Raw genomic sequence first — 5,431 nt, forward strand, 5'->3', positions numbered from 1 at the left:
GTTGTGTAGATACCTATGCTGCGATAGCAGTGTGTCAGTCAACCCATGCGGTACTGAAAGGCCGTCATCGCAGGCAAGCCAGCTCCCACCTATTGATCTTCATCGGTTTTGAGGTTGATCGTTCACAACGCGTGGAAACGATCTTCAGGCGGCTGGGTGCGCTACGTTCAGAGCTTTGTCCACCAGCAGTTGCACACCTTCGAGCATGCGGCAGATGCCCAGCGCGACATTGCGTTGGGAGCCGTCGATTTCAAACGCCAGGTGGTTGGCGATATCGCTGATGGACGCCAAGTCCTGGGAAGCGTTGACCAGCAGGGTTTCGGTGCCCAGGTCGGCGCGCACGGTGAAGATGCCTTCGCTGGGCTCGGGAATGGGTTTGCTGGAGTTGAGGTAGTGGGCGATCGCACGGTAGGCCACTTCGTGCAGGGTGCTGGTGTCGTAGTCTGGCTGGCCTGGGGGATTTGGGCTGTCTTTGATCATGGTGAAGCTCCTTTATAAATGGAGCTGCCACGATTCGCGGTCAAACGAATTAGGGTGGCAGCTATACGCGGGTTGACCGACCGGCTAAAGAAGCAAATCCGGCATACCCGAAGGTATCCCGCGTACAGCTGCCGCGACACGATACATCAGGCGTAAAAAAAACGCCCAGGATCGGTGTGGGTGCAGTTGCTCTTTAAAGTCGGACGGTCAAATCCGGCCGCTGAATTGGCAGCGACGGCACAGAGATTAGTCAGCCCACTTCCGACCGACAACCTGAAACCACTGTGGGAAATATCTGAACGCACGCGATCTCCTGTGGGAGCTGGCTTGCCTGCGATAGCGATCTTCCAGTACCGCATGGGTTGACTGACACACTGCTATCGCAGGCAAGCCAGCTCCCACAGGTTGATCTTCATCGCTCGTTGATGGCGAGTGTCATACCTGCGAGCTCTGAACCAGGCGAAAACCAGCGTATCCAGCCCGCCCATAACAGCATGAGCACGCCGACACACAGCAGTACGGCGTACACCGGCCGTACGCGGCGGACGCGGTCTTGCAGTGCGCCAAGGGTGCAGAGTGCAATGAGCAGCGCGAACACCCAGCGGGGCAGGTGGGCGGTGATGCCTAAACGGTTTCGTGCCCGTGGCTTGATCGGCGAAGTGTTGCGGGTTGCGGGTTTTGGCCGGTTCATGGACGAGTCCTTTCGCTCATGATGAATGGGTGAGCCAATCGATGATTGCGCTCTCGACTGGCTAAGCTAGCGCAATTTTTGCGGGGCGTAACCTGTGAGGATTGACAGGTTTTTGAACTGTTTGGCATTCACCGGAGATTCAATGTGGGAGCTGGCTTGCCTGCGATAGCAGTGTGTCTGCCAACCCATGCGGTACTGGAAGACCGTTATCGCAGGCAAGCCAGCTCCCACAGGTTGATCTTCATTGGGGTGGAGATTTGCGTTTGTTCCAAACAAAAAATGCGCCCCAGAGGGCGCATTTTTTTGTTCGGTCAGCAATCACCTAATCAAGCAATCGCATCCCAAGCCCGATCACCGTGCTCGTCTTTAATCCGAGTCGGCAAGCCCATCACGTCCAGCGCCTTCAGGAACGGCTCAGCCGGCAGTTCCTCAACGTTGGCCATGTGTTTCACATCCCACTCGCCACGCGCTACCAGCAGCGCAGCGGCTACCGGAGGCACGCCTGCGGTGTAGGAGATGCCTTGGCTGTCGGTCTCGGCAAAGGCTTCTTCATGGCAGGCCACGTTGTAGATGAACATCTCACGTGGCTGGCCGCCTTTGGTGCCTTTGACCAGGTCACCGATGCAGGTTTTGCCGGTGTAGCCGGGGGCGAGCGAAGACGGGTCGGGCAGCACGGCCTTGACCAGTTTAAGCGGCACGACTTCCAGGCCTTCGGCGGTGGTGACCGGTTTTTCGGAGAGCAGGCCGAGGTTTTTCAATACGGTGAACACGTTGATGTAGTGTTCGCCGAAGCTCATCCAGAACCGCACGTTGGGCACGTCGAGGTTTTTCGACAGCGAGTGCACTTCATCGTGGCCGGTAAGGTAGAGGTTCTGCGAACCGACGACCGGCAGGTCGTCGGTGCGTTTGACTTCGAACATGGTGTTGCTGGTCCACTGGCTGTTCTGCCAGCTCCACACCTGCCCGGTGAACTCGCGGAAGTTGATTTCCGGGTCGAAGTTGGTGGCGAAGTATTTGCCATGGCTGCCGGCATTGACGTCGAGAATATCGATTGAATCAATGCGGTCGAAATGCTGTTGCTGCGCCAGCGCGGCATACGCGTTGACGACACCCGGGTCGAAGCCCACGCCAAGGATGGCGGTGATGTTCTTCTGTTTGCACTCTTCCAGGTGGTTCCATTCATAGTTGCCGTACCACGGCGGGGTCTCGCAGACCTTGCCCGGCTCTTCGTGAATGGCGGTGTCCAGGTACGCAACGCCCGTGTCGATGCAGGCACGCAGTACCGACATGTTGAGGAACGCGGAACCCACGTTGATAACGATCTGCGACTCGGTCTCGCGGATCAGGGCCTTGGTCGCTTCCACGTCCAAAGCGTTCAGCGCAAAGGCCTGGATGTCGGCGGGCACCTTGAGGCTACCCTTGGCCTTGACGCTGTCGATGATGGCCTGGCATTTGGAGATGTTGCGCGACGCGATAGCAATACGACCGAGTTCGTCGTTGTGCTGCGCGCACTTGTGGGCCACCACCTTGGCGACACCTCCTGCACCAATGATAAGAACGTTCTTTTTCAATTGCTTTATCTCTCCTTTATCCGCCAGCTTACGAAAGGCTGGACAGGTAGTCGTCGTAACCAAATTCACGAACCACCTCGACTGTACCGTCGAGTTGTTTCACTACGATGGACGGCATTTTCAGGCCGTTGAACCAGTTTTTCTTGACCATGGTGTAGCCTGCGGTGTCGATGAACGACAGCCGATCGCCGATGGCCAGCGGACGATCAAATTGATACTCGCCGAAGATGTCCCCGGCCAGGCAGGATTTGCCGCACACCATCACGGTGTGTTCGCCGTCGCTCGGCGCTAATTTGGCGTTGAGGCGGTAGATCAGCAAGTCCAGCAGGTGAGCTTCGATGGAGCTGTCTACCACGGCGAGGTTCTTGCCGTTGTAGAGGGTGTCGAGCACGGTGACTTCCAGCGAGGCGCTGTTGGTGATCGCTGCTTCACCCGGTTCCAGATACACCTGCACGCCGTACTGCTCGGAGAACGCTTTCAAGCGCGCGCAGAACGCGTCCACGGCATAGTCTTCACCGGTGAAGTGGATGCCGCCGCCAAGGCTGACCCACTCGACCTTGTGCAGCAGCGCGCCGAAGCGTTCTTCGATGGTGCCGAGCATTTTGTCGAACAGGCTGAAGTCGTCGTTCTCACAGTTGTTGTGAAACATGAAGCCCGAGATTTGATCAATCACGCCTTCGATCTTCACCGGGTCCCATTCGCCCAGGCGGCTGAACGGGCGCGCCGGGTCGGCGAGCAAATAGTCGGAGCTGCTCACCTGCGGGTTGACGCGCAGGCCGCGGGTCTTGCCTTCGCTGCGTTCGGCAAAACGTTGCAGTTGGCTGATGGAGTTGAAGATGATCTTGTCGCAGTTCTCCAGCATCTCTTCGATTTCGTCATCGGCCCAGGCCACGCTGTAGGCGTGCGCTTCACCTTCGAACTTCTGGCGACCGAGCTTCAATTCATACAGCGACGACGAGGTGGTGCCGTCCATGTATTGCTGCATCAGGTCAAACACCGACCAGGTAGCAAAGCACTTGAGCGCCAGCAAAGCCTTGGCGCCGGACTGCTCGCGCACGTAAGCAATCTTCTGCATGTTGACCAGAAGCTTCTGTTTATCGATGAGGTAGTACGGCGTTTTGATCATTTTTGAGAGCCTGCGGCGGTGCCTGCCAAAAAAGGACACGCATTGTGCCCGCACTTGGATCAGATCGAAAGGTTAGCGGGCGGATTTGCTGAACCCTACGTCGCAATAAAGACATTCTCGTGAACCCTGGCTGCCATTAAACCGTCATCTCCCTGGCACCGTCCTGCCACATTCCCCCGTTACTGTCCTCGCCAATGAGATCGATCTCAAGCGAGTGACAATGACTGATTTGAAAGACGTTGCGCAGTTGGCCGGTGTATCCCGCGCCACTGCCGCCCGCACCTTCGCCTCCCCGGAGCAGGTGCGCGAGGCCACCCGTGAGCAGGTGTTCGCTGCTGCCCGTGAGCTGGGTTTTCGGCCCAACTTGCTCGGCCGCCAGTTGCGCCTGCAAACCACCCATCTGATCGGTGTGGTGGTGCCCAACCTGCTCAACCCGGTGTTTGCCGAACAGTTCCAGGCCATGGAGCGCGCAGCGCGGCTGCGTGGCTACAGCTTGTTGCTGGCGACCACCGATTACAGCTGCGAGCGCGAAAGCGTGGTGGTCGAAGAGCTGCTGCGCCAGCGTGTGGATGGCTTGGTGCTGACCGTCACCGACGCCGAGAGCAGCAGCGTGCTGAACAGCCTGGCTATGGAGCAAACCCCGTTTGTGCTGGCTTACCACCAGCCGAGCAACCCCGGCTACAGCGCGGTGTCGGTTGATAACCGCGCGGGCATGGCGCTGGCCACGCGGTATTTGCTTGAGGCCGGGCACCGACGCATCAGCATGGTCGCCGGGCCCGCCTTGCAATCGGACCGTGCGCGACTGCGCTACGCCGGGTATTGCGATGCGATGAAAGCGTATGGCCTTCAACCGCGCGCCGTGATCGAAATGCCGGCGCACACCCAGGCCGAATTTGCCGCGATCCAGCCGTATCTGCAAGGCCCGGACGCGCCCACGGCGTTGGTGTGCTCTAACGATTTCCTGGCCATCAGCCTGATCGCCGAACTGCGCCGCAATGCCTGGAATGTGCCCGAGCAACTGTCGGTGATGGGCTTTGACGGTATCTCCCTTGGCACCCAGATGCACCCGACCCTGTGCAGCGTGGTGCAGCCCATTGCACTGCTGGCCAGCACGGTGATTGACCAACTGCTGGCGCAAATCGCCGGTAACGCCCCGATTTCCCATTGCTTGCCTTGCCATATCCGGCCTGGCGAAAGCACTCAACCCCATGAGGAGCCCCTCGATGCGCGCATTCAGTAAAACCCTGGCCGCTGTGTTGTTGTGCGGTGTGGCCAGCCTGGCCCAGGCCGCCGAAACCGCGATTTGCTACAACTGCCCGCCGGACTGGGCCGACTGGGGCACGCAGCTCAAGGCCATCGCCGCCAGCACTGGCGTACAGGTGCCGCTGGACAACAAGAACTCCGGCCAGTCGCTGGCGCAACTGGTGGCGGAAAAGGCCGCCCCGGTCGCTGACGTCGTGTACTACGGCGTGACGTTCGGTTTACAAGCGCAAAAAGCCGGGGTGGTGGAGGGTTACAAACCCTAGGGCTGGGAGCAGATTCCCGCAGGCTTAAAAGACCCCG

Annotated in this window: 5 protein-coding genes and 1 pseudogene; 2 read left to right on the forward strand and 4 right to left on the reverse strand. The window is 59.0% G+C overall.

Annotation, left to right across the window (positions count from 1 at the left end):
• Window positions 1–144 precede the first annotated feature (144 nt).
• The 4 genes from FEM54_RS23155 to FEM54_RS23170 all read right to left on the reverse strand — a co-directional run bounded on the left by FEM54_RS23155 (window position 145) and on the right by FEM54_RS23170 (window position 3,868).
• Entirely contained in the window at window positions 145–480 is a 336-nt protein-coding gene (locus FEM54_RS23155; RefSeq protein ID WP_138453237.1) for a DUF6124 family protein, read from the reverse strand.
• Window positions 481–892: 412 nt separating this feature from the next.
• Entirely contained in the window at window positions 893–1,171 is a 279-nt protein-coding gene (locus FEM54_RS23160; protein WP_138453239.1) for a hypothetical protein, read from the reverse strand.
• Between the two features lie 326 nt (window positions 1,172–1,497).
• Window positions 1,498–2,742, reverse strand: a complete 1,245-nt coding sequence (locus tag FEM54_RS23165; protein ID WP_017136866.1) for a saccharopine dehydrogenase family protein — start codon at window positions 2,740–2,742, stop codon at window positions 1,498–1,500.
• 28 nt (window positions 2,743–2,770) lie between these two features.
• The gene (locus FEM54_RS23170; protein WP_138453241.1) at window positions 2,771–3,868 is read right to left on the reverse strand and encodes a carboxynorspermidine decarboxylase; all 1,098 of its coding nucleotides are present in this window, start codon (window positions 3,866–3,868) and stop codon (window positions 2,771–2,773) included.
• A 220-nt stretch (window positions 3,869–4,088) separates the two neighbouring features.
• On the opposite strand from FEM54_RS23170, the gene FEM54_RS23175 reads away from it, so the two are divergent.
• Window positions 4,089–5,108, forward strand: coding sequence for a LacI family DNA-binding transcriptional regulator (locus FEM54_RS23175; RefSeq protein WP_017136864.1), 1,020 nt, complete (start codon window positions 4,089–4,091; stop codon window positions 5,106–5,108).
• Window positions 5,092–5,391 (forward strand): annotated as a pseudogene (locus FEM54_RS23180) (ABC transporter substrate-binding protein); the annotation flags it as partial. The gene FEM54_RS23175 and the pseudogene FEM54_RS23180, both read left to right, overlap by 17 nt.
• Window positions 5,392–5,431: the final 40 nt, after the last annotated feature.

It is taken from the genome of Pseudomonas edaphica, assembly GCF_005863185.1.
Lineage (GTDB): Bacteria > Pseudomonadota > Gammaproteobacteria > Pseudomonadales > Pseudomonadaceae > Aquipseudomonas > Aquipseudomonas edaphica.

Coding starts and splice junctions, on each gene's coding strand:
- FEM54_RS23160 (WP_138453239.1), bottom strand. CDS start 1,171: ATGAACCGGCCAAAACCCGCAACCCGCAACACTTCGCCGATCAAGCCA.
- FEM54_RS23175 (WP_017136864.1), top strand. CDS start 4,089: ATGACTGATTTGAAAGACGTTGCGCAGTTGGCCGGTGTATCCCGCGCC.
- FEM54_RS23155 (WP_138453237.1), bottom strand. CDS start 480: ATGATCAAAGACAGCCCAAATCCCCCAGGCCAGCCAGACTACGACACC.
- FEM54_RS23170 (WP_138453241.1), bottom strand. CDS start 3,868: ATGATCAAAACGCCGTACTACCTCATCGATAAACAGAAGCTTCTGGTC.